This window comes from Streptomyces sp. NPDC058198 (assembly GCF_042882605.1).
In the GTDB taxonomy this organism is placed as follows: domain Bacteria; phylum Actinomycetota; class Actinomycetes; order Streptomycetales; family Streptomycetaceae; genus Streptomyces.
In genome coordinates this window covers 367,485-392,188 of the sequence record NZ_JBHVVP010000003.1, presented here as the reverse complement: position 1 = coordinate 392,188, position 24,704 = coordinate 367,485, and the positions used below count along the sequence as shown (strand labels likewise).

Here is a 24,704-nt window from a genome sequence, read left to right as displayed (position 1 = left end):
TTGACGCAGCACCACCTCCGCTTCGCCCCGCAGATCCTCGCCCGGCTCGGTGAAGAACTGGTCCCACACGCCGACTTGGGCATCATGGAACTCGTCCGTAACGCCTACGATGCGGACGCCACCCACTGTCAACTACGGACGAGTGAGGCCGAGCAGCCCGGCGGCACTCTTATCGTCTCGGACGACGGTGACGGAATGACTGCGGAGCAGCTCGCCAATGGATTTCTCCTCATTGGAAAGTCCGGAAAATCGTCGAACACTCACACCCGTAAATTTCGACGCAAGGTGGGCGAAAAGGGGCTGGGCAGAATTGCCGCCCTCCGGCTCGGCACGCAAGCCACCGTACGAACGCGCTCCGTGGACGACCCCGACTTCGAGCACACCCTGACCATTGACTGGGACCGTATCGACGGGGCTGAAGCGGTTGAAGACGTCCCACTGACAGTCGCGACCCAGCGATGCGAGGGACGGACCGGCACAACCGTCGAGATCACTGGGCTCCGCCAGGGAGTCACCAAGCAGGACGCTGATCGTCTAGCACGGTCAGTGCTCATGCTTACAGGCCCATTTTCCTTCGCGGATGGCTCGGCGTTTCGAGTGACCTGTGATTCACCAGAGTTCGAGTACCTTTCAAGGGTGATCACGGGAGATCTGCTCCAATGGGCTGAATTTCGTCTGATGGCCGAGCTGGACGAGCGGGGCAAGGCTTCCGCGACCCTCTACAACTGGCGTGGCGAAGTCATCAAGTCGGCGGCGCACGATGATGTGGGCAGGAGACGCCAAGGGCGTGGCAATCGCAACGCGCCTCTGGGGTTTTCTGCACCACCAGCCATGTTCGAGATGTGGATGTTCAATCTCAATCCTGGGGCATCCAAGGAAGTTCGACTCGCGCAGCAACCCACACCAGAGATCAAGATGTGGCTCAGGCAGGTAGGCGGAGCTCACCTATATCATAGACAGTTGCGCGTACAGCCCTACGGGGACATAGGCAATGACTGGCTGCTCACTAACCTGAGGCGCGCCGCGAGCCCCGAGGTGCGCCCGTCCACAAACAACTCCGTGGGCCGCATTCAGGTGGAGGACTCGGATGACCTCCTCCAGCCTAAGACGGATCGCAGCGGCTTCGTGGACAACCTGGCTTTCCTAGAACTGCAGGAGTTCGCCAAGCGCGCTCTAGACTGGTCGGCGGATCAACGACTCGAACTTCGGGAACAGCGTCGCATCGGCGCGGCGCCGAAAGCGCGCGACCGGGTCAAAGAAGCCGAGAAGCAGTTCCAGAACCTCCTGGAGGCCATCAGCCCAAAGGATTCGGAGGCGCCAACTCTGGATGGCTCCGCTGATTCCGCCGTACTGGAGTCCTTCACCGCCGGAGCATCCGAGGTGTTCGACTCGCAGCGCCAGGAAATCGAAGCGCTCCGCGAAGACCTGCTCCTGTATCGGACCTTGGCTACAGTCGGCACCAGCACCGCGGTCTTCGCCCACGAGGCGATGAAGCCAGCGGCGCGCATCATCAACGAGGTTAAGACGGTCAGCCGTCGGGTCAAACAGCATGTCTCAGAGGACGAGTACAAAGACAGGTTCCACTCGTCGGTTGAGAACTCGATCGACAGCGCCAGGACCCTGGAGACCTTCGCTCGTCTTCCGTTGACCCTCCTCACGAAGAACAAGCGGCAGATCACCGACGTCGATTTCGACCGGGAGTGCCCGGCCATCGTCCTACTGTTCTCCCGCTATCTCGACGAGCGCGGAATTCAGGTCGAATACGATCTGGATGCGGAGGGCGCGATCGTTCGCAGCACGATCGCCGACATCGAGTCGATCCTGTCCAATCTGATCGTGAATGCCGCGCATGCCTTTACCCGTACGGACGCCATCCGGCCTGAGCGCACGGTCCGCGTCCGAACGCGCCTGGTCGTGGAGGGAGGCACAACTCGTCTTTGCCTCTGTGTCGATGACTCAGGTCCTGGAATCAAAGAAATCTCGTTGAGCGCGATCTGGCTGCCGGGCAAGACGACGCGCGACAACGGGACCGGGCTGGGCCTCACGATCGTCCGAGACATCGTCGCCGACCTTGGGGGATCCCAAGAAGCCCGTGAGCACGGTGAGTTGGGTGGGGCACGTATCATGATCTGGCTGCCGGCCCAAGCCGCCGGGGGCCAAGGGGCATGAACTGGGGGCCGAGTGAGCGTACATCCACTGACAGCGGGATCGTCGGTCGTAGTCATCGACGACGACGTCAATGACGCGGTCAGCCTCATCCCTCCACTTCAGGACGCGGGTTTCCGCGCGGAAATGATCACCCAGTTTACGCCTGGCCAGGACGCCGACGCGTTTCTTGCCTCCCTGGGCAATCGCTACGACGCCGTGGTGTGCGACCACATCCTTGCGGGGCGCGGCAACGTCCGCTTCACGGGCGCGGAGCTGGTCTGCAAGGCCAACCGACGCGCGGGTACGCCGTTGCCCGCCGTGCTCATCAGCAGCCATGTGAACACTGAGCAGAACGGCGCGATTCTGCGCTGGCGGGAGGGCATCCCGAGCGTTGTCGACAAGACCGATGCCTCTGATGAGGTAGTCGAGGCGCTCCGGTACACGCTGGATGAGCTGGCGGGAAACCTTGCCCGGGAGCGTCGAGCATTCGCAACACCGATCGAAGTCCTCGAGGTCCAGCCCGGGGGTGAGGAACCCAAGGCAAAGGTCGTCGTGGTCGGCTGGAAGATCGACTCCTCCGTCTGGATGCCGTTGCGCCCCATTGAGGAGGCAACGGGTGTTCGTCCGGAAGAACTTCCCGGTCGGTGGCTTGAGGCCGAGGTGAACTGCTACGCGAAGGAAGCCTCCGACCTTTTCTATCGCAACATCATCCTCGCTCCCGATCTTCCGCAGGAGTGGCTCAGCGCATGACTGACCCAACCCCTTCCCCGGAACTGCCTCTCAGCCAGCAAGCAGAAGGAGACTTAGCTGTCACCGTGCTGGACGTCGGGCACGGCAACTCTGCGGTGGTGCGCGATGGCGCAACCTGCGCTGTCATCGACGCAGCCCCCGGCGACATCGTCCAGCGCGAACTTGATCGCGTTGGATGCCAGCACATCGAGCACCTGATCATCTCGCACTCGGACCAGGACCATGCCGGGGGCGGGCCGCAGATCCTGCTAGATCCGCTGCGCACGGTGGGAATTGCCTGGTTCAATCCGGATGCGAAGAAGAACACCCGAATCTGGGAGCGATTGATCCGAGCCGTTTACACCCGCCACAGGCGCGGCGGCTTCGGTGGACACCAGATGCTGCACACGGAGACACCGCAAACGCTGTTTTGCGGCCGGGCGAGGCTCGAAGTCTGCCACCCTAGCTTCCTGATGGCCGGCACCGGCCCAACGGAGAACTCCCCGACCTTCGGCAATCTGGACACCAACACAGTGTCCATCGTGGTCCGCGTGCACCTTGAGGAGGAACCCGCCGTCCTCCTCGCGGCTGACATGGACGCGGTAGCACTCAAGCACATTCAAGGGAACGGCCAGCAGCTCTCGGCGCCAGTCCTCGTCTTTCCCCACCACGGAGGACTCCCGGGCAAGGCTGATCCGCAGTCTTTCGCCAAAGAGCTGACGGAGCTGGTGGACCCTCAGCTGGTCATCTTCTCCATCCGAGGTGGACTGCGCCCTGCCAATCCGAATCAGGCGATCATGGCGGGCGTACGGCTGGCGGCTCCGGAAGCCCACATCGCATGCACGCAACTGTCCGTCCACTGCCACGAGGAGAAGCAACTCGTCACCGACCGGCATCTGGCGGTTCTCCCGGCAGCGGGCCGCAAATCCGGCCGGGCCTGTGCGGGCAGCGTAACCGTGTCACGCGTCGAGGCGGGACTGCGCTTTGACCCGCCGCTGGAGACCCATCGGTCGTTCGTCGACGGCGGTGCCGTGGCCAATCCGCTCTGCCGACTCCCCTTCCCCGGTCCGCGCAAGGCTCCCGACAACGTCGGCCTGTAGGAAGTGGCTGGTGGGTCATAGCGCGACGGGATTAGGTGATCCGCTCCCAACGCCCCTGACGCTGCTGCAGAATGACATCGCAGCCAATCCAGATACTTGATCCAGGACGTCATCCCTTCCGGATCAGCAGGAGGGGAACACATGAGTATTGCCGCCTACGACGCCTACGCACGTCAGCTTGAGACCTTGGTGACCGACGTGGCCTCAGGCCGTTGGCGCCGTGTGGCGGACGACGTGGCGCATGCCCTCAACGGCCAGGCGTCGGCGGAACTGCGACGTATGGTTTCACGAGCCGACCGCCGTGCTACCGGATCCTTCTTCACAACCGGCGGAGTCCGGCAGTCGTACGAGGAACTCCTGACGCGCAGCACAGCACCCGTACGGACACCAGTGATCTGGGACCCCACCTGTGGTGGCGGCGACCTGCTCATCGCTGGCACCGCGCAGTTCCTACTGGGGGCGACGCCAGCGGAGACGCTCACTGTGTGGAACCGCCGAGTACGGGGGCATGACCTTCACGATCCCTTCGTAACGGTGGCGCGCATGCGGCTGGTCCTGGCCGTGCTGGAACGTCATCGCGCTGTCGGATCCGATGCCCCGCTCACGGAACAGCGGTGGCGTACTGCTTTCCTGCGGGTACAAGTCGGCGATGGTCTGGAGGCCTTGCGTCAAGTGTCCAAAAACCGTGGCTTCGGAGGCCAACTACTTCTGAATCCTCCCTACGGCATGGACGCGGCACTCCCCGGCTGTACATGGTCGACGGGCAAGACATCCTTGGCCGCGACGTTCACCGCTCAGGCATCAGCCGCGATGGCCCCAGGCGGGAGGCTTTTCGCAGTCCTGCCCGACGTACTACGCAGCGGAAGCCGCTACCGAGCATGGCGAGGCCAGCTCACCCAGCAGCTGGAGCTGGAGGAGATCCGCCCGCACGGCCTCTTCGACGACCACACCGACGTAGACGTCTTCTTGCTCTCCGCTATACGGAGAGCAGGCGGCCACCCCGGGGCAGTCGCCTGGTGGCCGCCGTCCGCCGCCACCACGGACAGGGCCATAGGCGACCATTTCCGTGTTGGAGTCGGCCCTGTCGTCGACAACCGAGACTCTCACGACGGACCAGAGGTTCCCTATCTCACGGCGAGGGAACTGCCGGGTCAAGGCGAGATGGGCCTTCCACTGCGAAGGCGCCGCTTCGGTGGGCGCTTGCTCGAACCCCCCTTCGTGGTTATGCGCCGTACATCCAGGCCGGGGCAAGGGGCTAAAGGAGGCGCCCGTGGAACAGGGATTCTCATTCAAGGTGACCAGCCAGTGGCCGTGGACAACCACCTGATCGTGGCGGAGCCGTTGACAGGTGGCGTGGCACGTTGCCGGGAGCTGCTGGAAGTGCTGGACGGACCGAAAGTCGTTCATTGGCTCGACGAGCGCATTCGCTGTCGCCACCTGACAGTGACCGTAGTTCGGTCACTCCCCTGGGACTGACCTGCACAACCGGTAGGGAGGGTGGAAGACGGACAGACCCGGACAGGATGATCGGATACGGCACGAGTGCGAGGCGGCAGCAATCACAAGTCCTGATCACAGAGTCAATGCCGAGTGGCATCAGTCCGCACACAGTCCGCAGGGCACCCGATCGAGACCATCGCACCCCATCGCCAGCCATCACCAAAAGACCAGGCCGGCGACCTGCGGCGCCCATCACCGGAGGTCTCCTTTACTAGGAGACCAAGAAGGCCTGACCTGCGGTCACATTCCCCGCAGCGCCCACCCGCCCGTACCCGGCCCGCAGACCTCCCCACCCGGAGCCCCTGCCGGACCGGGTGCGGTCGTCTTCGCCGGGGTGGGTGGGTGCCGTCGAGCGATGCGGACAGGGGCTAGCGGGAGGGGTATCTCATTACCTTTGTCACCTTGCACGCGACCTTGCCCGAGACCTGGTCGAGGCCCTGGGCCTTTTCTCTGGCCGTTTGGCCCGCCGCCAGGTTGCTGGTGGCTGCCATTCCTTCGCCGAGGCGGGTGCCGGCAGCGTCTACGAACTCCACGGATACGACGTAATTGGCCTTCGCCCCGGTCGAGTTCGTTATCTCCAGGTCGGCCGCGGGCCACATCGTCAGGCCGTTCACCTCGCAGCCCGTGACCTTCACGTCCTTGGCCGGCTGCTCGGCGCCCTGCGGCGTCTGTGTGGGCGGCGAGGAGCGCTCCTTCCACGGCGAGTCCCCGGCGGCGGAGACCAGCGCGCCGAGCAGCACGAGCAGCACCAGAGTGCCCGTCACCGACAAGGTGACGATCAGGGCGACCGGGGTCTTCTTCGGCGGTGGCGGGGGCGGCCCCCATCCCGGGCCCGGACGGTCCCACCGCTGCGGCGGCGGGGACTGAGGCCCCCACTGGGGCCGCTGCCCGTGCGGCGGCGGATACGGACTCGACACGAGGGCCCCCCGGAAGTGTGGAATGTGCCGTTCACCGTACGGGCGGCGGCGCGTGTTGACGCCCCCGCGTCGCCGATCCGTTACGCCGGACAGCCGCCGCCCCCGGGCGGTCTTATGATGTGTCAGCTTCCGCACCGCAGGCACATTGGGGGGACCATGTTCCGGAGCAGTCAGGAAAGCGGCACCGACACCGAGGCGCCCGTACCGCCCGTATCCGTACCACCCGTACAGACCTTGTCCTTCCTGGTGTCGATCGACGACACCCCGCCGCCGCCGCCCGGTGCGAGCGCCGGTGAGAAGGGGATCTTCCGCCGCGGCGGCGGGGAGGGATCCATCCGGGACATCCCGGTGGCGGTGCTGCGGGACAATCTCCAGCGCGCGGTGAACGGTCTCCAGCAGGTGATCGGCGAGATCACGGTGCCGGAGGGCGGAATGCCGCTCATGCAGGCGCAGGTCTCCTTCGAGGTGACGGCCGGTGGAGGGATCGCCCTGGTGGGCACCTCGGCCCAGGTGGCGGCCAAGGGCGCCATCACGCTGACCTTCGGCTCGTAGCGGACCGCATCGCGCCATGAGCGAATCGTTTCGCGCCCTGCTGATCGGTGTGCCGTACTACCGCGACCAGGACATCGACGACCTGCCGTTCATCGAGGACGACCTCGCCGAGCTGTCCGAGGCGCTGGACGCGGCGGGGTACGAGGTCGCCATCCATGACGTCCAGGAGACCGATCTCGACAGCATCGACTCGGCGGTCGAGAGCTTCTTCCAGGACGCCCGCGACGGCGAGACGCTGCTGCTCTATCTCAGTGGGCACGGCATCCACCACAACAATGTCGACTATCTGGTGCCTCGCGGCGCGAGAACCAGTTCTCACGATTTCCGCCGCCGATGCCTGTCCCTCGACTTCGGCAGCTACGTCGAGCGGAGCCGCGCCGGAAACGTCGTCGTCTTCGTCGACGCCTGCCGCGAGGGCATCACCCTGCGGGACATGGCCGCCTCCAACACCGCGGGCTGGTCGCAGATGCAGGTGCGGCAGACCGGGGAGCGGCACTACTGCCATGTGTACGCGTGCTCGCCCGGCGAGCGTGCCCGCTACACCACGTCGGGGACCAGCACCTTCAGTCTGTTCTCGCGAGCGCTCAGCGGCCTGGTGGCCGACGAGATGGGCCCGGGCACGCTCGATGAGGTGAAGGAGCAGCTCCAGAGCGCCGTCGACGCGCTGACCGCCGAGCACAACTGCCCGCGGCAGCAGGTGCGGGTGAGAACCGAGACCGACCTCGACAGCTTCGTCGTCTTCGAGCGGCCGGAGCGCCTCAGCGAACACCCCGACCAGCACATCTGGTCGGTGCTGCTCAGGGAACACCCCGTATGGAAGCTGGTGGAGGACGGTCCCGGCGCCCGGACGCTCCAAGAGGCCAGCGCCGCGCTCGTCGGCCGGCTCAGCCACTGCAGCGACAAGGACGACCGTCTTCTGAAGGCCGATCCCTGGCGTCCCGTCGGGTTCGCCGAGCGGATGACCGACCGGCTCAGCTGGCTGCTCTCCAAGGTGCTCAATCCCGAGAAGCTGGCGTTGTCCCCGGCCGAGGGGGCTCTGCTGGCCGTCACCCCGTTCCTCTGTACGGCCTACCGGAACCGCGCGGCCGCCCGGGCGCTGACGGTCGAGCCGGAGAACCTCGCCCGGGTGGCGAAGCCGTCCGAAGAGCGGGCACGTTACGAGCGGTTCTTCGCCGGCCAGTCCAGGCTGGTACGCCGCGCGGGGCGCGCCGCCGATACGGGTGACACCGCCGGGGCCTCGGGGATCGGATGGTGGCTGTTCCACCGCTGGCTGACCCTCCAGCCCCACGAACACCGCGACGACACCCTGACGGAGCTGACCTGTGGTGCGGCCTCCCTCGGGAGCGGTCTGTCGACGGCCGACAGCCGGCTGATCGCCGAAGTCTTCGGGGCGGAGCGCCTGTTGCCGCTGCTGCGCGCCCTGCAGATGGCGCCCGACCCGCGCAAGGCACGGCCGGTGAGCCAGCTGGCCGGCACCACGCCGGTCGAACAGCGCGTCCGCGAGCAGCTCCTCGTCGCCCTGCTGACCGTGGCCCATCGGCTGGCGATCGACCCGACAATGCTGCCGGACGTGGTGGTGGACCACCTCGGGATCAGATACGCCGTGGACCTCGCGGAGCTGCACGAGACCCTCAGAACGGCCCGGTGGGATCCGCGCGGGCGCACCCGGGTCCTGCACGCCGCCTGCCGGCACCCGGCCGTCGGGCTGTCGCTTCAGCAGCAGGCCGCCTCTCTCGACGCGCTTCTGGGCGCGATCGACGTACACGCCGCCGCAGAACCGCAGTTGGCTCCGCTGCAGGATCTTCCGGTGCACGCCACCGCCGACCAGGTGCAGGCCGCGGCCACCGCGGCCGGAACGCCCGCGTACGAGTCCACCGACCTCCGCTTCCGTCTCGCGGACGACCGGATCCAGGAACTCCTGATGGGCGAACAGCTCTACGGCGACCCCGCGCTGGCCATCCGTGAGCTGTACCAGAACGCGCTGGACGCCTGTCGCTACCGCGAGGCGCGCACCGACTTCCTCCGGCGTCGGTACTCCTACCCCTCCGACTGGTCGGGCAGGATCACCTTCACCCAGGGGCAGGAGGACGGCCGGGCCTATATCGACTGCACGGACAACGGCATCGGTATGGGAGAGCGGGAGCTGCGCGAAGTCTTCTCACACGCCGGCATGCGCTTCGCCGACCTTCCCGAGTACGTGGAAGAGCAGGCGGCCTGGCAGGCCGAGGGCATCCACCTGCACCCCAACAGCCGGTTCGGTATCGGGGTGCTCAGCTATTTCATGATCGCGGACGACATCACGGTGACCACCTGCCGGCTGGACGCCGACGGTCATCCGGGCCGCCGCCTGCAGGTGGACATCGCCGGGCCGGGCGCCCTCTTCTATATCCGTGACCTCGGCCGGGGCCACGACGCGGGAACCACGGTCCGCCTCTACCTCCGGGCGCAGGACACGGTTCCGTCGTGTACGGATCTGCTGCGGCGTCTGCTGTGGATCTCCGACTACGCCGTGACCGCGACCGACTCCGCCGACACACTCAGTTGGTCCCCGGGGGTGCTCTCCCCGGTGGCTCCGCTCGGATCAGAGGATCCGCACGCGGAGAAAGCCGTGCGCGAGGAGGACGTCCAGGTCGACGCGACCTCGCGAGCGGACGTCTGGTGGTGCAGCGGGCCCGGCGGGGTGCTGTCCGACGGGGTGTGGGCGGGCATTCCGCTCTTCGGCGCCGTGGTCAGCCTCACCGGCCGTTACGCGCCCCAGCTGACCGTGGACCGCAGGCGGGCGCTGAGCCATGACGAGACCCATGTCACCGACCTGCTGCGGCAGGAGATCCCCGCGCTGCTGAGGGACGGCGCGCAGGTGCTGAGCCACCGCTGGCTGTCCCGTCTGGCGCAGCACGGACCGGGGTTGGCCGACGCGGTGTTCACCCAGGCCATCACGGCACGTCTCAGCCCCTGGACCGTCAGGGGACACGAGGCGATGGTGACCGCGGTGGGGTGTTTTCCCAACGACGACACTCTCTTCGAGCCCCGCTCCTCGACGGCCTGGCCGGTCCCTTCCCGCAATGGCCCGGAGTTTTCCGATCTGTTGTCCGAATGGCGTTTGCTGGCGTGGGCCAAGTCCGGAGCGTTTCCCGGAGTCTCGGTGGTGGCTCCTGACGCTGTCCCCCTGGCACGTCCCACGGACGCTGCCCTCCTGCAAAACGTAACCGACAGGCCCGCTCGCAGATCAACCGATCCCTATCGAGGGCCCGGACCCACCTGGCTGCTCCCTGGCAAACCGGTGCCACTCGGCCACATTGTGAGCGTTGCCCGTGCCACCGGACGCACCCCGGCCGACGTGGCCGAGCGCCTCACGGAACTCGGACACCAGCTCTCACCCCATGCCGTACTCCCCGACAAGGCCCGAGCGGAGGACCTTCTCATCCTCAGCCGCGACCTGGACGGCGAGCCGCCGTGGCTGACCGACGACCCGCCCGTGCCACTCGGCCACGTTCTCAGCGCTGCCCGACACAGTGGACGCACCCCGGCCGACGTGGCCGGGCGGCTCACGGAACTCGGCTACCACCTCTCCCCCTCTGCCGCGTTTCACGACCGCGCGGAAACCAGGGACATCCCCCTGCTCAGACTTGACCAGCGGAGTGACGCGGCCTGGCTGGCCGACAACCGGCCCGTGCCACTCGGTCACCTTCTCGATGTCGCCTACACCGGCGGACGCACCCCGGCCGACGTGGCCGGACGGCTCACGGAACTCGGCCATCAGCTCTCACCCGCCGCCGTACTCCCCGACGATGCCCGACCGGACGACGCCCACATCCTCAGCCGCGACCTGGACGGCAGAAGTCCCTGGCTGACCATGGACAAGGCTGTCTCACTCGGCCATGTCATAGGGGCGGCATCCACGGTCGGAGGCAGTCCGGCGAACGTGGCCGAGCGGCTCACGGAGCTCGGCTACCGGCTCTCGTCCGACGCGGTACTCCACCATCACGCAGAAGCCGACGACGCCCTCCTCCTCAGCCGCGACCTGGACCGGGCAAGCCCCTGGCTGGTCATCGACGAGCCGGTAAAACTCGGTCATGTGGTAGGGACAGCGGCTTTCACCGAACGCAGTCCGGCGGATGTGGCCAGACGCCTCGTGGAACTCGGCTACCAGCTCTCGTCCGAGGCTGTCATCAACGACCACGCGGACGCCTATGACCTTCTCCTCCTCAACCGCCACCTCGACAGAGAGAGTCCGTGGCTGGTCGCGAACGGCCTCGTGCCTCTGGGAGATGTACTGGAAGAAGCCATGGCCACCGGCCGGACTCCGGCCGAGGTCGCGGAGCGTCTGACGAGACTCGGCTACCGGCTGTCACCCGACGCCGTCATCCCGGACGCCACGAAGCCCGATGACACCCTTCTCCTCAGTGCCAATCTCGACCGGGAGCAGCCGTGGCTGGAACCCGGGATGCCGCTGCCACTGGGGCATGTCCTCAGCGCGGCCGCCCGTACCGGGCGCAGCCCCGCCGAGGTGGCGGCGCACCTGGCCGGGTTCGGATATCGCCTCCCGGGCAACACCCCCCTGCCCCCCGTCGCGGGGCGCGACGACTGGCATCTTCTCAGCCTGAACAACAGCACTGGCGGCCCATGGCTGCGCGCCGACGAACCTGTGGCCCTCAGACACATCCTGCGCGCCGCCGCCGCGAACAAGCGGCGTCCGGCCGAGGTGGCCGCGCGCCTCACAGAGCTTGGCTACACGCTTCCTTCTACGGTGGCCTTCGAGCCGGTGTAGAGGCCGTAGTGACCGGAACGGCAACCTGGCCGTACCGCTCGGCGTCCTACTCCCCGTCGCCCTGACGTCCTTGGCGACCGGGCCCGGACCCTCACTCCGACAAGGAATGCGACGTGACCATGAACCACAAGAACCTGATCAGCACCGCCGCCGCCACCGCCGCCGCCGTACTGCTCGTGGGCTGCGGGTCCTCCGGCAAGGGGGGCGACGAGAGCACGTCGAGTTCCTCGTACGAGGTCACGGAGAAGGCCACGTTACTCACCCTCGACAACAAGGGCGGCAGCGTCGACATCACCGCCTCCGACCGGAGCACCGTCAAGGTGACCGAGGAGCGGAGCGACAACGGCGACAAGCCGAAGACGGCGCACTCCGTCACCAGCGGCGAGCTCCGGCTCACCAACAGTGGCTGCGACTCGGGGAGCTGCGACGTGGACTACCGCATCGAGATCCCCCGCACCCTGGCGGTGAAGATCTCGACCGCCGGCGGCACCATCACCGGCGACGGCCTGGCCGCCGACGCGGGCATCAGTGCCGAAGGCGGTGACGTGACCGTCGCGTTCTCCGCGGCGCCCGATTCGATCGACGCCTCCACCGCCGGGGGCGATGTGACGGTCACCGTGCCGGACGGCTCGTACGCCGTGGACGCCACCACCGCCGGGGGCAGCCGCACGGTCAAGGTCACCAACGACGCCGCCTCCGCGCACAAGATCAAGGCGCGCAGTGAAGGCGGCGATGTGACCGTGCGGTCGGCGTCGTAAGCACCACCGTCGGCGGGCCGCCGCCGTCCCGGTCCCGGACGGCGGGCCGCCGTCCGGGACGCACCGTCCTGCGAGCCGCGTCAGCCGTTCTGAAGAGGTTCCGTCTGTGCGGGCGGGGCCGGCAGTTCGGACAGGACAATCGCGCTGGACGGTACGGCACGCCGTAGTTCGAGTAATCGGGAGAGCGCGTCGTACAGCGCCTCCTCGGTCATGTACGCCTCGCGCGCCAGTGCGAGGCGGGCCCGGACCTCCACGTCCTGCCAGGCGTACCGCCTGCGAAGGTTGGCCAGCTGCCGCGCTTCGGCCCGGAGAAACGCCGCCCCGGCGGAGAAGCCGGCGGCGAGCAGGGCAAGAACCGCAGCCGGTACCCGCGCATCGGGCGAGGCGAGGCCGGCGGCCCCGGACACCGCGGCGAGTACGGCAGCGGGGAAACCCAGCACCAGGTGGGTGGCGTTCCAGAATTTCCCTCGCCGCTGCGCCCGTCGCGCGCCGATGCCGGCTTCGACGGCGATCTTCTCCACTTCTCCGGCCAGATGACGCATCTGAGACATGTCGCGGCTCTGTTCCTCAAGGCCGCCACTTTCCTGTTCCGTCACATTCCCCCTGCCGATCGGCGACATCACAACGGCCTTCTCGCCTCGTCACCGAAAATCACGAGCACGCGGCCGCCGTCGAGTCCGAGACAGCAGGAATACCACTCGATCCCGGCCGCGAGAAGTCGTAGCCGGGATTGTCTTGGAGTGCCCTCTAATCTGTAGGTTCGGTGCATGACCACTCAACAGCGCAAGATCAATTCCGGGTTCGGAGCGCGCAGCACCACGAGCGACGTACTCCGGAATATCGACCTGTCCGGAAAGCTCGCGATCGTGACCGGTGGCTATTCGGGACTCGGCCTGGAGACGACGCGCGCGCTTGCCGGGGCGGGGGCGCACGTCGTCGTCCCGGCACGGCGCCGCGCCACCGCCCAGGAGGCGGTTGGCGGAATCGACGGCGTGGAGGTGGAGGAGCTGGACCTGACGGACTTGGCGAGCGTGCGGGCCCTGGCCGAACGGTTCCTCGCCTCCGGCCGTGCTGTCGATCTGATGATCAACAATGCGGGGATCATGGCCAGCCCGGAAACGCGTGTCGGCACCGGCTGGGAGGCCCAGTTCGCCACCAATCATCTCGGTCACTACGCGCTGGTGAACCGGCTGTGGCCGGCGATCGAGCGTGGGGGCGGGCGCGTGGTGTCGGTCTCCTCCAACGGGCACCAGCTCTCGGACATTCGCTGGGACGACGTGCACTTCGCGCACGGCTACGACAAGTGGCAGGCCTATGGACAGGCGAAGACGGCCAACGCCTTGTTCGCCCTGCGCCTGGACGAGCTGGGGCGGGACGCCGGGGTACGGGCCTTCTCGCTGCACCCGGGCACGATCGCCACGCAGTTGGGCCGCTACATGTCCCAGGAAGAGCTGGCGGAGCTCACGGAGACCATCGGCGCCAGTCCGACGAACAGCGGCTGGAAGACTCCCGAGGAGGGCGCGGCCACGCAGGTGTGGGCGGCGACCTCTCCCCAGCTGGACGGCATGGGCGGGGTGTACTGCGAGGACTGCGACATCGCCGAGCCCGCCGCCGAGGGCACAGTCCTGGGCAGCGGCGTGAGCGCGTGGGCCGCCGATCCGGACCGGGCCGCGCGGTTGTGGAAGCTGTCGGCGGAACTCACGGGAGTCGACGCCTTCACCCCGTGAGCACGGTGCGCACGTCTTCCCCGACCCTGCCCGCCGGCCCCGCCCTACGCTGGCGGCGGAGTGAGGGGGAGCGGCCGTGGTGCTGTGTGTACGAGGTGTCGTCCTGCCCGAGCGCGAGGAGCGGTCCTTCTGGATCGACGGCGACCGGCTGCGGACCGATCCGGTTCCCGGCGCCGAACTCGTCGTCGACGGCGGCTGGTTGCTGCCGGGGCTGGTCGATGTACATACCCACCCCGGGATGGAATCGGCCGAGGATCCGTTCGACGACACGGTGCTGCGCAGGCAGTTGACCGAGCACCGGGACGCCGGCGTCCTGCTCGTCCGTACGCCCGGCACCGGCGCGCGCATGCCGGACTGGGTGGACAAGGACGAGGAGCTGCCCCGCGTACGCTCCGCCGGACGCTGGCTCGCGACACCCGGCCGGTTCTTCCCGGGCCTGGGACGTGACGTCCGTGAGGACGAACTGCCCGCCGCGGCCGTCGAGGAGGCCGCCGCCGGCTGGTGCAAGGTGATCGGCGACTGGCGGTGGGACGAGCCCGCCGTACCGCTGGACCTGCTCGCCGAGACCGTACGGGCCGTCCACACGGCGGGCGGCAGGGTCGCCGTGCACTGCCAGACCGCGGAGGGCAGCCGCAACGCCATGCTCGCCGGGGCGGACAGTGTGGAGCACGGGATGCATCTCGACCGGGAGCTGCTGGACCGGATGGCCGCGCAGGGTACGGCGCTGGTGCCCACGCTGAGCGTTTTCGCGTCGGACGCGGAGAGGCGCTACGCGAGCGAGCCCGGTGCCCGCCGCGACGACTGGATCGCCGGCTGGGAGGCAATGCCCGGTACGGTACGGGCCGCGTACGCGGCGGGCGTGACGGTCCTCGCCGGCACCGACAGCTACCCGTGCGGCACGGTCGCCGGCGAATCGGCATGGCTCGCCCGCGCCGGGCTCCCCCCGGAAGCGGCCCTGGGCGCGGCGTCCTGGACGGCCCGCGCCTGGCTGGGACTTCCGGGCCTCACCGAGGGCGCTCCGGCGGACCTCGTGGCGTACGACTCCGACCCGGCCCTGGATCCCGCGGCGCTCGCCCGCCCGAGCCGGATCATCCTCCGGGGCCGGGTCGTGGCCTGACGGGCCTCGCGGTCTGACGAGGCTCGTGGCCTGACGAGGCTCGTGGCCTGACGGGTCGGGCACGGGGCGCACCCCCGGGCCGCGTCCCGCTCAGGCCGCCGGAGCGTGCAGCAGCGGGCTCTTGTGGCGCGTCAGCCACTGGCGGTAGTCGACCGCCCGCAGGGCCGCCTCCCGGTACGCGTCCTCCAGATCCCCGTACACCTCCGCGCCCGTGGACCCGTCAAGGACCGTGGCGCCCTCGCCGTCCTCGCGCCCGCTCGGCCGCGAGAACAGCAGCAGCCGCACCGCCAGCGGATCGTCGCGCAGCGGCCGGAAAACGATGTCGTCGCGCGGGCCCGAGGTCGGCTGGCAGGGTGCGACCGCCTCGCCGACCGCTATCAGTGACGCCGCGGTGGAGTAATCCCCGTGCAGTACGGGCGGGTTGAGCCCCGCCGCGCCCAGCACCCGGCGCAGCCCGTCCCATTCGCCGTCGACCGTCGGGTCGATCATCCAGCGGTCGTCGGCGAGATCCGCGAGTTCCACGACGGGGCTCGCGGCCGCCGGATGGTCGCGGGCCATGGAGATGAACTGGGGTTCCCGCTCGACCAGCACCCGTCTCTCCAGTCCTTCGGGCACGATCAGCGGGCAGCCCTCGACCTCGTGCACGAAGGCCACATCGAGCTGGCCCGAGGCGACCGCCCGCAGCAGCGCGTTGGCGGAGACGTCCATATGAAGCGAGATGTCCGTGCCGGGCAGTCTGCGTCTGAGCCGGCGCAGCCAGCCGGCGAGGGCGCGGCTCGCCGTGGAGCCGATCCGCAGCCGCGGCCCGCCGGCCCGGTCGGCCGACGCCCGCGCCTCGGTGACCAGCGTGTCCATCCCGGAGACGAGCGGACGGGCCCGGCTCAGTACCGAGCGCCCCAGCGGGGTCGGCCGGCAGCCGGTGCGTTCGCGAGAGAAAAGCTCCGCACCCAGCGAGTTCTCGATACGCCGCAGCTGGGTCGTCAGGGACGGCTGGCTCATCCCCAGCTGTCGGGCCGCTTTATGCAGACTTCCCGTATCGGCAATGGCACATAGGGCACGCAGATGCCTCACCTCCAGCTCCATGCCCCGAGAGTAGAGCGGCCTTCTGAACCGCACCAGGTCCGCAAATCGCAGTAATTGGCTTGCATTCGAAGAAAGTCGCCCAGGGTGATGCGCTGGTGTTATCGGCCACTGACATCATCCGCACCGGGGCGAACTCCCAGAGACTCTGCGGTACCGAACCCGTTCAGCGGACGAGTAGGAGCCCCCCACATGCGACACCCCAAGACGGTGATTTCCGCAATTTGCGGTATTGGCCTGGCATTTGCGACCGCGTTCACTGTCGCGCCCACCGCCACCGCCGGCACCAGCGCTGCCCCCACCAGCGCCGCTGCCACCTCTTCGTACGCCGCCTACGACGGCTCGAAGGCGGAGGCCGCCGGAAACAAGGCCTTCTTCGAGGCCGTCATGAAGTCGGTCGCCAAGAAGCGCGCCGCCAACCCGGGCGCCCTGGCCGTCACGGTCGTCTACGACGCCTCCCAGGCGCCGAGCTTCGCCAGCCAGATAGCCAGCAGCACGTCCATCTGGAACAGCTCCGTCGCCAACGTGAAGCTGCAGTCCGGCGGCAACGCCGACTTCGCGTACTACGAGGGCAACGACTCACGTGGCTCGTACGCGAGCACCGACGGTCACGGCCAGGGCTACATCTTCCTGGACTACGCGCAGAACCAGCAGTACAACTCGACGCGCGTCACCGCGCACGAGACGGGCCACGTGCTCGGCCTCCCGGACCACTACACCGGTCCGTGCAGCGAGCTGATGTCCGGCGGCGGTCCTGGCACGTCCTGCCAGAACAGCCAGCCGAACGCGCAGGAGGCCGCCCAGGTCAACGCCCTGTGGGCGAACGGCATCGCGGCCGCGCTGGCCAAGGTCTCCTGAACCCCGGGGTCTTCTGACCTCTCGTACGGAGAACACAGGCACGGAGAACACACGCACCACAGCGGTCCGGCAGGGGCGCCCCGTCATCGCACGACGGGGCGCCCCTCGCCCTGTCCCCCTTGGTAACGTCTCTCGGTGGACTTCAGTACGGAGATCGGCGCGTCGCCCCGGCGCGATCTCGGCCGGACCATCGAGGGCGATTTCGAGACACATCTGACGGTACGGGCCGACCGCGCGGACACGGTCGCGTCGCTCGGCGACTGGGCCGCCGCCCAGGGGCTCAAGCTCACCCATATCGTCCTGGACCGCGGCCGTACCCCGTCGCAGCCGATGCTCACCCTGCGGGGTACGGGCACCCTCGACGGACAGCGCCGCGCCGCGGAGCAGTGCGCCGAACGCCTCGCGGAGGCCGGATTCGCCGTCGTACGGACGAAGATCGAGGCGGCGCCCTGGAACGAGGGCGTGCCGCAGACCGACGCCGAGGCCGCGACGCTTCCCGCGCACTGCCATTTCGAGCACCACATCAAACTGCGGCTGCCCATCCCGTACGACGCGAAACGGCTGGCCACCGTCGCGGAGCAGCACACCGCGCATGTCTCGCGCAATGCCCGCCGGGTGCTGTCCGGCGGGGTCCAAGAGCGCTTTGTGACCCAGCGCGCCCGGGGCGTCGGCAGACCCGCCGCGCGCGCCCGGCTGGACGCGCTGCTCGACGGACTCGACGCGGCCGGGTTCCAACCGGTCGACATCGAGGAGGAGTTCGTCCTCCATGACGATCATCCGGCGATGGACATCGGCTGGATAGAGGAGTCGGTGGAGCAGCCGGACGTGTGAGGGGCGAAGGCCCCGGGCCGGGGGCCGACGCTGCCGGCCCGCCGGGGCCCGGGTGTCCTAGGCCCTGTCTGACACATCCCGCCTGGCTCACGGCGCCTGGCACGCACACTCGCCGCGTTGTCGGAGTCATCCAAGTACGTCCAGTACGAGGATGATCCTCCGCCTTGCGATTGCACGCACCAGACCCCGCGAGCCCCGCCCCAGGGGCGGACGGCGCTATGTGTCAGACAGGGCCTAGCCCTGTGCGGCGGCGTCCCCGCGCGCCTCACGGCGTCAGGACGCGCCCACCAGCGGCCTGCCCTCCAGCTCCGTATCGGTCGGCAGCTGGCGCGCGATGCGGCCGAGCGCCTCCTCGAAGCCGCCTCCCGCGATTCCCGACGCGTAGGCGGCGCCGCCGCAGTGCAGCGTCAGGCTCAGCTCCGCCCGCCCGACCGGGCCCCCGCCCGACCGCTCACCGAGCGCCAGCAGACAGCTGAGCGTGGCCTGCTGGACCGCGCCGTCCGCGCTGACGGGCATCGGGATGTCCCACTCCATGACGCAGGACGCCAGAGCCTCCCCGGCCCCCACCGGCTCCAGGCCCTCGAAATCGGCCCCCTGGTACTCAACCCCTCTTATTCGGGTGCGTACTTGCTGCCCGCCGGCAGTGAGGGTGATCGCTTCCGCCCCCTGGCGGTCCCGGTACCAACCCGCCCATGAATCCGTCGACTCCGCTGTCATGGCGCGGACTGTAGCGGTACGGGTTCTTCCGCCGCAGCGTGGGTCACCGCTTCCTGGTGTACTTCCTGACGAGTACGCCGTTCCCGAAGGCTTTCACGGACTCCAGCGTGAACTCACTGATGTCGCAGTCCGCCGCGAACATCGGCATCCCGGAGCGGAGGACCAGGGGGTACGTCTTGATGACGAGCTCGTCGATCTCCTCGGTCAACTGCCCGGCGAGGTCGGCGCCGCCGCAGAGATAGATACCGAGGCCGCCCTCCTCCGCCTTGAGCTCACGGACCTTTTCGGCCACATCGCCGGAGACGATCTCGACCGCGGGGTCCGGGCTCTCCTTGATGCTCCGGGACACCACGTACTGCCGCATATGCGTGTAGGGACTGGTGACACCCATCTCCAGGGCCACGTCATAACTGGCCCGGCCCTGGATGACGGTGTCGAACCGCTGGTTCTCCAGGTCGTCGATGCCGAGGGCCTGACGGCCGTTTGTCGGCATCGTCTCCGGATAGTTCGCCTTCAGGTACGCGAAGAGCTCCTCGTCCACGAAGGACAGGAAGCACGTCGCGTCGCCGGCGGGGTCTCCGATGAAGCCGTCGATCGACACCGCGATGTAATACGTGAGCTTGCGCAAACCGATCCTCTGGGTCACTGGACGACAGGGACGGCCGGGCACCCCTCAAGAGCGCCTGACCACTCCATCCATAGTGCTCCAGTTGTAGTGGTGACGCAAGCTCCTTTTTACGGCGGGCCGCTCAACGACCCTGCGGTTCACGCCACATGGGCCACATGTGCGGACCGTCGGGCAGATCGACGGTGGTCCCCGTGAAGGCGAATCCGAGCCGCTCGTAGAGACGGCTGCTGCGCTCGCTGCTCGCCTCCAGATAGGCCGGTATGCCGTCACGGTCGCAGCGCTCCAGCACCGGTTCGATCAGCGCCCGGCCGAGCCCCTTGCCCTGGTGCTCCGGGGACACCGCGATCATCAGCAGATACTCGTGCGCCCGGTCGTGCGGATGGATCGCGCCCGTCAGCCGCCCGATCAGTTCGGCCCGTTCATTGTCGGGATCGGCTGTCGCCCGCATCCGTGCCGGGGTGTCGTCCTCCTCCTCGGGCAGGCCGGCGGGCACCTGGAGCCAGAGCGCCATCGCCGTCTCGTCCTCCATGATGTCCACCCGGCCCTCGGCGAGCGCGATATCCGCGAACACCCCCAGGAACAGGCCGTGCACCTTGCGGCGATGGGCCTCGTCGGGGAACACCCAGCAGCTCACCGGGTCGTGCGCGAACGCCTCGTCCAGCAGCCGCACCAGGGTCGCCCGGTCCCCCTCCCCCGCCTGCCTGATCCCTGTGCCCATCTCCCGGCCCTCCTCCTGGATCGTCCATACGACGCTGCGATCCTAGAGTTGGCCCGGCCGGCTGCTTCAGCGGGTACGGCGCGTGACGAACTCCGCCAGGGCCAGCAGATCACCGGCGGCCGTGAGGTCGGGGACCGCCCGGGACAGCTGATGGACCGCCCGGGACATCCGGTCGGCCGCCTGGAACTGCGCCCAGTCGCGCCCACCGGCCCGTTCGACCGCGGCGGCCGCGCGCCGGACCGCGGTGGCGTCCATCGGACTCCGGTACAGCTCGGCCAGCTCCTCGGCGGCCGGGGTGCCGGAGGCCAGGGCCGCGACCACCGGCAGGGACTTCTTGTGCGCGGCCAGATCGGCGCCGACCGGCTTGCCGGTACGGTCGGGGTCGCCCCAGATCCCCATCAGATCGTCGATGAACTGGAACGCCAGCCCCGCCTCCCGGCCGAAGGCGTCCAGCGCGGCGACCTCCTCCTCCGCCGCGCCCGCGTAGAGAGCGCCGAGCGCACAGGACGTGCCCAGCAGGGCGCCCGTCTTGGCCGTCGCCATGGCGACGCACTCGTCCAGTGAGACATCGTCCGGAGCGCGCTGCTCGAAGGCGCAGTCCGCCTGCTGGCCCGCGCAGAGCTCGATGACACAGGCCGCGAGCCGGGCCGAGGCCGCGGGCGACGCCGGATGCGGGTCCTCGGCGAGCAGCCGCAGGGCGAGGGCCATCATCGCGTCACCCGCGATGATCGCGTCCGGGGTGCCGAAGACCGTCCAGGCGGTGGCGCGGTGCCGCCGGGTCGGGTCCTCGTCGATCACATCGTCATGGAGCAGTGTGAAGTTGTGGGCCAGTTCGACGGCGACAGCGGCCCGTACGGCGTGGAGCGGATTCCCGCCGAGCGCCCGGGCGGCGGCGAGGACGAGCGCGGGCCTGATCGTCTTGCCGGCCCGCCCGGAGGCCGGGGTGCCGTCGGCATGCTCCCAGCCGAAGTGGTACATCGCGACCCGGCGTATGGAACCGGGCAACGACTCGACGGTTGATCGCAGTTCCGGATGGACAGCGGTGCGGGTGCGCTCCAGGAGAGCCACGGCCTCATGGCCCTCGGTGGCGGCATCCGTGCTGGTCATGGTCACGGTCACTTCCTCTTGCAGCATATGTGCGGACCCCGTGCCGGTATCGGGGCCCGGATATCGAGGACCGGGGTCCGGGTGGGCGGGCCGCGCGGCCCGGCGGGCGCGTGACGGCCGGCCGGCCCACCCGGGACCGGTCAGCTCAGCTCCAGCGGCCCACTTCGACGTTCTCCAGGATGCCGAGGGCGTCCGGCACCAGGATGGCCGCCGAGTAGTAGGCCGTGACCAGGTAGGAGATGATCGCCTGCTCGTCGATGCCCATGAAGCGGACCGACATGCTCGGCTCGATCTCGTCCGGGATACCGCTCTGCTGGAGACCGACGACCCCCTGCTCGGCCTCGCCCGTACGCATACAGATGATCGAGGTCGTCCTGGCGTCGGAGATCGGAATCTTGTTCGAGGGGAAGATCGGCACCCCCCGCCAGGCGGGCACATGATGGCCCGCGACCTCCACGCTGTCCGGGTAGATCCCTCGCTTGTTGCACTCGCGCCCGAAGGCGGCGATGGCCCGCGGATGCGCCAGGAAGAGCTTCGAGCCACGGCGGCGCGAGAGCAGCTCGTCCATGTCGTCCGGGCTCGGCCCGCCACTGTGCGGCTGCAGCCGCTGTCCGTAGTCGCAGTTGTTGAGCAGACCGAACTCGCGGTTGTTGATCAGCTCGTGTTCCTGGCGCTCGCGCAGCGCCTCGACCGTGAGCCGCAACTGCTGCTCGGTCTGGTTCATCGGCTGGTTGTAGAGATCGGCGACCCTGCTGTGGACCTTCAGCACGGTCTGGGCGACGCTCAGCTCGTACTCACGCGGCGCCCCTTCGTAGTCCACGAACGTGTGCGGCACGACCGCCTCGCCGACATGGCCGGCGGACAGATCGATCTCCGCTTCTCCGTACTTGTTGGTCCGCTGGTGCGGTACGAACGCCAGCGACTCCAGATGGCCGCGCAGCGAGTCCGCGCGCTCCGCGAGGTTCCGCACGTCCTGCCTCGACAGCACCAGCACCGTGCACGCCGTCGCCGCGCGCGCCGTGTACTCCCAGGCGGCCTCCCCGTCCACCAGGGCCTGGTCTCCGAAGTACGCCCCGTCGGCGAGCACTTCCAGGACCGCTTCGTCCCCGTAGGGACCTGTGCCCACCTTCTCCACCCTGCCGTGCGCCAGCAGAAAGACCTGGTCCGCCGGATCACCGGTCGCGGCGAGGACCTGGCCCGCCGCGAACTCCCGCTGCTCGCAGCGGCGCGCCAGCTCGGCCAGCACGTCCTCGTCGCCGTACCCCCGCAGCGCCGGCAGCTCGCCGAGCTCGGCGGGGATGACCGCCACCCGGTCCCCCGTCTGCACGAATGTCACGCGTCCGTCACCGACGGCATAACTGAGCCGACGGTTCACCCGGTAGGTGCCGCCCTGCACCTGAACCCACGGCAGCATCCGCAGCAGCCACCGTGAGGTGATCTCCTGCATCTGCGGCACCGACTTGGTGGTGGTCGCCAGGTTCCGGGCGGCGGCCGTTCCCAGACTCTGCTGGGGCGGCGGCTGCACTGCACGGACCTCGTCACCAACCGACATGAAGTCTCCCTCTCGATCATGTGCTGACCTGCAAAGGAAAGACTTCCAGCACAGAGAGTGGATGCGCCATTACACAAATGAGTGGGACTGAATCCCGCAGGACGGGGCACAACACGCTGAAGTTCAGCCCGACGGCCCATCAGCCACCCCGCGCCACGCCACACCACACCCCGCGCTCCAATGTCCGAATCCGCTCGCACACCGTACGAACAGCGGGTGACATCACGGCACTTCGGGTATAAGCGGGACAACACATTCCGGTACGAGACATTCCGCTCACGACCAGAAGGAGTTGGCCATGGCCACCCCTATGTCCGCGGACCGTTTCCTCGACGCACTGCAGAACGAAGGGGTGACGGTCGTCCAGGTCGGCAACTGGCGCACCCACAACCGCAATCACAAAGGGCCCTGGGGCCCGATGCACGGCGTGATGATCCACCACACCGTCACCAAGGGCACCGCCGCCACCGTCCGTCTCTGCCGCGACGGCTACGCGGAGCTGCCGGGGCCGCTGTGCCACGGCGTCATCGCCAAGGACGGCACCGTCCATCTGGTCGGCTACGGCCGGGCGAACCACGCGGGGCTCGGCGACGACGACGTCCTGCGGGCCGTGATCGCGGAGAAGGGCCTTCCGTCGGACAACGAGGCGAACACGGACGGAAACCGGCATTTCTACGGTTTCGAGTGCGAGAACCTCGGCGACGGGAAAGACCCGTGGCCCGACGCCCAGCTGGAGGCCATCGAGAAGGCCGCGGCCGCGGTCTGCCGCTACCACGGGTGGGAAGCGCCTTCGGTGATCGGGCATCTGGAGTGGCAGCCCGGCAAGGTCGACCCCCGCGGCTTCAGCATGTCGTCCATGCGGGCCCGTATCCACGACCGTCTGAAGTGACCGCCGACCCGTCATCGGGCCCGGCGGACCCGACAATGGAGGGGTGACCTCTTCCGAAGCGCTCGATCTCACCGCCCTGCGGCCGCGGCTCCCCTCGCCGCTGCGGCCCGCCGAGGACGAGCGCTTCGCCCGCCACGGCGTACGGCTGCTGCTCAAGCGTGACGATCTGATCCACCCGGAGCTGCCGGGCAACAAGTGGCGCAAACTCGCGCCGAACCTACGGGCCGCGGCCGCCTCCGGCCGGCGCACCCTGCTGACCTTCGGCGGCGCGTACTCCAACCATCTGCGCGCGACCGCAGCCGCCGGGCGGCTGCTGGGCTTCGCCACGGTCGGGGTCGTACGGGGACAGGAACTGGCCGGCCGCCCGCTCAATCCGTCGCTCGCCCGGTGCGCGGCCGACGGGATGCGGCTGCACTTCATGGACCGCGCGACCTATCGCCGCAAGGCCGAGCCCGCGGTCGTGACGGCCGTCTGCGCCCGGACGGAGCTGGAGCGCGATTCCGTGTACGTCGTCCCCGAGGGCGGCAGCAACGCGCTCGCCGCGCAGGGGTGCGCGGACCTCGGCCGGGAGCTGCGCGGTACGGCCGGTACCGTCGCCGTCGCCTGCGGGACCGGCGGGACGCTCGCGGGGCTCGCCGCCGGACTCGGGGCGGATCAGCGGGCCGTGGGTTTCCCGGTCCTCAGGGGCGGCTTCCTGGACCAGGAGGTACGGGACCTCCAGCGCGCCGCGTTCGGCGGCCCCGCCGGCGACTGGCGCCTCGACGACCGCTTCCACTTCGGCGGCTTCGCCCGCACCTCTCCCCTCCTCGACGCCTTCGCCGAGGATTTCGAGGACCGGCACGGGCTTCCGGTGGAGCGTCTCTACGTCGCCAAGATGCTGTACGGCCTCACGGCCCTGGTGGAGGAGGGCGCCTTCCCGCCGGGCAGCTCCGTGGCCGCCGTCATCACCGGCTGTCCCGAGCCGTCCGAGCCCGAGTCGTCCCGTCCCGAGCCGTCCCCTTAGTCAGT

The 24,704-nt window shown here is 68.6% G+C and carries 21 protein-coding genes; 13 read left to right on the top strand and 8 right to left on the bottom strand.

Features of this window, described 5'->3' with window-relative positions; translation table 11 throughout:
- From ACFVWW_RS14050 to ACFVWW_RS14035, 4 genes are all read left to right on the top strand, one after another.
- Positions 1-2,169, top strand: coding sequence for an ATP-binding protein (locus ACFVWW_RS14050; RefSeq protein ID WP_386878352.1), 2,169 nt, complete (start codon positions 1-3; stop codon positions 2,167-2,169).
- Between the two features lie 12 nt (positions 2,170-2,181).
- Positions 2,182-2,898: a response regulator gene (locus ACFVWW_RS14045; protein WP_386878353.1), complete on the top strand. Its 717-nt coding sequence runs from the start codon at positions 2,182-2,184 to the stop codon at positions 2,896-2,898.
- Complete coding sequence (locus ACFVWW_RS14040) at positions 2,895-3,977, top strand: ComEC/Rec2 family competence protein (RefSeq protein WP_386878354.1); 1,083 nt, start codon at positions 2,895-2,897, stop codon at positions 3,975-3,977. Before ACFVWW_RS14045 ends, ACFVWW_RS14040 begins: the two co-directional genes overlap by 4 nt.
- 141 nt (positions 3,978-4,118) lie before the next feature.
- Positions 4,119-5,453: a hypothetical protein gene (locus ACFVWW_RS14035; RefSeq protein ID WP_386878355.1), complete on the top strand. Its 1,335-nt coding sequence runs from the start codon at positions 4,119-4,121 to the stop codon at positions 5,451-5,453.
- A 392-nt stretch (positions 5,454-5,845) separates the two neighbouring features.
- Here the strand turns inward: ACFVWW_RS14035 and ACFVWW_RS14030 are convergent, their stop codons facing one another.
- Complete coding sequence (locus tag ACFVWW_RS14030) at positions 5,846-6,241, bottom strand: FxLYD domain-containing protein (protein ID WP_386878356.1); 396 nt, start codon at positions 6,239-6,241, stop codon at positions 5,846-5,848.
- A 309-nt stretch (positions 6,242-6,550) separates the two neighbouring features.
- Between ACFVWW_RS14030 and ACFVWW_RS14025 the strand changes: the two genes are divergently transcribed.
- The 3 genes from ACFVWW_RS14025 (at position 6,551) to ACFVWW_RS14015 (ending at position 12,472) form a co-directional block, all read left to right on the top strand.
- Positions 6,551-6,946: a hypothetical protein gene (locus ACFVWW_RS14025; RefSeq protein ID WP_384336829.1), complete on the top strand. Its 396-nt coding sequence runs from the start codon at positions 6,551-6,553 to the stop codon at positions 6,944-6,946.
- A 16-nt stretch (positions 6,947-6,962) separates the two neighbouring features.
- Entirely contained in the window at positions 6,963-11,714 is a 4,752-nt protein-coding gene (locus ACFVWW_RS14020) for a caspase family protein (RefSeq protein ID WP_386878357.1), read from the top strand.
- Positions 11,715-11,833: 119 nt separating this feature from the next.
- Positions 11,834-12,472 carry a DUF4097 family beta strand repeat-containing protein gene (locus tag ACFVWW_RS14015; RefSeq protein ID WP_386878492.1) on the top strand — a complete coding sequence of 213 codons (639 nt, stop codon included), beginning with the start codon at positions 11,834-11,836 and terminating at the stop codon, positions 12,470-12,472.
- Positions 12,473-12,552: 80 nt separating this feature from the next.
- On the opposite strand, the gene ACFVWW_RS14010 is transcribed toward ACFVWW_RS14015, so the two are convergent.
- Complete coding sequence (locus ACFVWW_RS14010; protein ID WP_384184145.1) at positions 12,553-13,023, bottom strand: hypothetical protein; 471 nt, start codon at positions 13,021-13,023, stop codon at positions 12,553-12,555.
- Positions 13,024-13,239: 216 nt separating this feature from the next.
- On the opposite strand from ACFVWW_RS14010, the gene ACFVWW_RS14005 reads away from it, so the two are divergent.
- Both ACFVWW_RS14005 and ACFVWW_RS14000 read left to right on the top strand, forming a co-directional pair.
- Positions 13,240-14,199 carry an SDR family NAD(P)-dependent oxidoreductase gene (locus tag ACFVWW_RS14005; protein WP_386878358.1) on the top strand — a complete coding sequence of 320 codons (960 nt, stop codon included), beginning with the start codon at positions 13,240-13,242 and terminating at the stop codon, positions 14,197-14,199.
- A gap of 79 nt (positions 14,200-14,278) precedes the next feature.
- Positions 14,279-15,316, top strand: a complete 1,038-nt coding sequence (locus tag ACFVWW_RS14000; RefSeq protein ID WP_386878359.1) for an amidohydrolase family protein — start codon at positions 14,279-14,281, stop codon at positions 15,314-15,316.
- A 90-nt stretch (positions 15,317-15,406) separates the two neighbouring features.
- On the opposite strand, the gene ACFVWW_RS13995 is transcribed toward ACFVWW_RS14000, so the two are convergent.
- Complete coding sequence (locus tag ACFVWW_RS13995) at positions 15,407-16,399, bottom strand: LysR family transcriptional regulator (RefSeq protein WP_386878360.1); 993 nt, start codon at positions 16,397-16,399, stop codon at positions 15,407-15,409.
- A gap of 189 nt (positions 16,400-16,588) precedes the next feature.
- Between ACFVWW_RS13995 and snpA the strand changes: the two genes are divergently transcribed.
- On the top strand, positions 16,589-17,254 hold the full coding sequence (snpA, locus tag ACFVWW_RS13990) for a snapalysin (RefSeq protein WP_384184133.1): 666 nt from the start codon (positions 16,589-16,591) through the stop codon (positions 17,252-17,254).
- A gap of 135 nt (positions 17,255-17,389) precedes the next feature.
- Positions 17,390-18,085: a hypothetical protein gene (locus ACFVWW_RS13985; RefSeq protein WP_386878361.1), complete on the top strand. Its 696-nt coding sequence runs from the start codon at positions 17,390-17,392 to the stop codon at positions 18,083-18,085.
- 273 nt (positions 18,086-18,358) lie between these two features.
- Here the strand turns inward: ACFVWW_RS13985 and ACFVWW_RS13980 are convergent, their stop codons facing one another.
- The 5 genes from ACFVWW_RS13980 to ACFVWW_RS13960 form a co-directional block, all read right to left on the bottom strand.
- Positions 18,359-18,802 carry a DUF6304 family protein gene (locus ACFVWW_RS13980; RefSeq protein ID WP_384184128.1) on the bottom strand — a complete coding sequence of 148 codons (444 nt, stop codon included), beginning with the start codon at positions 18,800-18,802 and terminating at the stop codon, positions 18,359-18,361.
- A gap of 43 nt (positions 18,803-18,845) precedes the next feature.
- The gene (locus ACFVWW_RS13975; RefSeq protein ID WP_386878362.1) at positions 18,846-19,430 is read right to left on the bottom strand and encodes a dihydrofolate reductase family protein; all 585 of its coding nucleotides are present in this window, start codon (positions 19,428-19,430) and stop codon (positions 18,846-18,848) included.
- A gap of 121 nt (positions 19,431-19,551) precedes the next feature.
- A complete protein-coding gene (locus tag ACFVWW_RS13970; protein WP_384184123.1) occupies positions 19,552-20,148 on the bottom strand; it encodes a GNAT family N-acetyltransferase in 597 nt (198 codons plus the stop codon).
- 66 nt (positions 20,149-20,214) lie between these two features.
- Positions 20,215-21,255 carry a family 2 encapsulin nanocompartment cargo protein polyprenyl transferase gene (locus ACFVWW_RS13965; RefSeq protein WP_386878493.1) on the bottom strand — a complete coding sequence of 347 codons (1,041 nt, stop codon included), beginning with the start codon at positions 21,253-21,255 and terminating at the stop codon, positions 20,215-20,217.
- 145 nt (positions 21,256-21,400) lie between these two features.
- Positions 21,401-22,807, bottom strand: coding sequence for a family 2B encapsulin nanocompartment shell protein (locus tag ACFVWW_RS13960; RefSeq protein WP_384184119.1), 1,407 nt, complete (start codon positions 22,805-22,807; stop codon positions 21,401-21,403).
- Between the two features lie 298 nt (positions 22,808-23,105).
- Here ACFVWW_RS13960 and ACFVWW_RS13955 point away from each other — a divergent pair, with 298 nt between their 5' ends.
- Both ACFVWW_RS13955 and ACFVWW_RS13950 read left to right on the top strand, forming a co-directional pair.
- On the top strand, positions 23,106-23,696 hold the full coding sequence (locus tag ACFVWW_RS13955; protein ID WP_384184116.1) for an N-acetylmuramoyl-L-alanine amidase: 591 nt from the start codon (positions 23,106-23,108) through the stop codon (positions 23,694-23,696).
- Between the two features lie 43 nt (positions 23,697-23,739).
- Complete coding sequence (locus tag ACFVWW_RS13950; protein ID WP_386878363.1) at positions 23,740-24,699, top strand: 1-aminocyclopropane-1-carboxylate deaminase/D-cysteine desulfhydrase; 960 nt, start codon at positions 23,740-23,742, stop codon at positions 24,697-24,699.
- The last annotated feature ends 5 nt before the right edge of the window (positions 24,700-24,704 follow it).

Coding starts and splice junctions, on each gene's coding strand:
- ACFVWW_RS14040 (WP_386878354.1), top strand. CDS start 2,895: ATGACTGACCCAACCCCTTCCCCGGAACTGCCTCTCAGCCAGCAAGCA.
- ACFVWW_RS14035 (WP_386878355.1), top strand. CDS start 4,119: ATGAGTATTGCCGCCTACGACGCCTACGCACGTCAGCTTGAGACCTTG.
- ACFVWW_RS14025 (WP_384336829.1), top strand. CDS start 6,551: ATGTTCCGGAGCAGTCAGGAAAGCGGCACCGACACCGAGGCGCCCGTA.
- ACFVWW_RS14020 (WP_386878357.1), top strand. CDS start 6,963: ATGAGCGAATCGTTTCGCGCCCTGCTGATCGGTGTGCCGTACTACCGC.
- ACFVWW_RS14015 (WP_386878492.1), top strand. CDS start 11,834: ATGAACCACAAGAACCTGATCAGCACCGCCGCCGCCACCGCCGCCGCC.
- ACFVWW_RS14010 (WP_384184145.1), bottom strand. CDS start 13,023: ATGTCTCAGATGCGTCATCTGGCCGGAGAAGTGGAGAAGATCGCCGTC.
- ACFVWW_RS14005 (WP_386878358.1), top strand. CDS start 13,240: ATGACCACTCAACAGCGCAAGATCAATTCCGGGTTCGGAGCGCGCAGC.
- ACFVWW_RS13995 (WP_386878360.1), bottom strand. CDS start 16,399: ATGGAGCTGGAGGTGAGGCATCTGCGTGCCCTATGTGCCATTGCCGAT.
- snpA (WP_384184133.1), top strand. CDS start 16,589: ATGCGACACCCCAAGACGGTGATTTCCGCAATTTGCGGTATTGGCCTG.
- ACFVWW_RS13980 (WP_384184128.1), bottom strand. CDS start 18,802: ATGACAGCGGAGTCGACGGATTCATGGGCGGGTTGGTACCGGGACCGC.
- ACFVWW_RS13970 (WP_384184123.1), bottom strand. CDS start 20,148: ATGGGCACAGGGATCAGGCAGGCGGGGGAGGGGGACCGGGCGACCCTG.
- ACFVWW_RS13965 (WP_386878493.1), bottom strand. CDS start 21,255: ATGACCAGCACGGATGCCGCCACCGAGGGCCATGAGGCCGTGGCTCTC.
- ACFVWW_RS13960 (WP_384184119.1), bottom strand. CDS start 22,807: ATGTCGGTTGGTGACGAGGTCCGTGCAGTGCAGCCGCCGCCCCAGCAG.
- ACFVWW_RS13955 (WP_384184116.1), top strand. CDS start 23,106: ATGGCCACCCCTATGTCCGCGGACCGTTTCCTCGACGCACTGCAGAAC.